Source organism: Collinsella sp. TF05-9AC (assembly GCF_003438495.1).
GTDB lineage: Bacteria > Actinomycetota > Coriobacteriia > Coriobacteriales > Coriobacteriaceae > Collinsella.
Genome location: NZ_QSSH01000040.1, coordinates 355 through 923, shown reverse-complemented (window position 1 = coordinate 923; position 569 = coordinate 355). Strand labels below are relative to the sequence as shown.

Sequence of the window (569 nt, the reverse complement as noted above, 5' to 3'; positions counted from 1 at the left end):
CCCCCCGCCCCCCCGCCGATGCCGTAGGCGTTGAGGGCGCGGGCGATCTGGTTGGCGTTGTTGCCGCACCGACGGAGCTCCGCGTATATCGGACGGAGCTCGCGGGCGTCGGCGACGGGCGCGGGAGCGCCACCGGCGAGCGCACACCGGCGGACGTAGGCCGACAGGCCGAGCCCGGCCGCCTGCGCGCGCTCGCGCATGAGCGCGGCGTCGCGCTCGCTGATCCGGAGGTGGATCTGGGTCTCTTTCTTCTCTTTGGCCAAAACGGCCCCCTTCCGGTTGTTTCGGCAAGGGGCCGGCGGGAGCGCCAACGGGCGCGGCTCGCCGTCCCCGCGCAGGGCGTAGGGGAGCGCCGGCAGGCGCGGTTCCGACCGCCCGGAGCCCCGGCGCGGAAGCGCCGGCAAGATGGAATGTGTACACATTCCCACATCTTGCATGCCCATAGTAGGGAACCCACACGTTTTCCCGGATATGGGCAGGTGAGCGTAGGCGAAGTGATGGCGACCCATAGGGAGCCATCGAACGTAGCCGGAGCGAGAGCCGGCGGGGCGTGACACGGCGGGGCGATC

At 71.4% G+C, this 569-nt stretch carries 1 protein-coding gene; it reads right to left on the bottom strand.

The features are described 5' to 3' along the window. Positions 1-263 (bottom strand): plasmid mobilization relaxosome protein MobC (gene mobC / locus DXC52_RS10150; RefSeq protein WP_199409505.1); only part of this gene is annotated, 263 nt, incomplete at its 3' end. Positions 264-569: the final 306 nt, after the last annotated feature.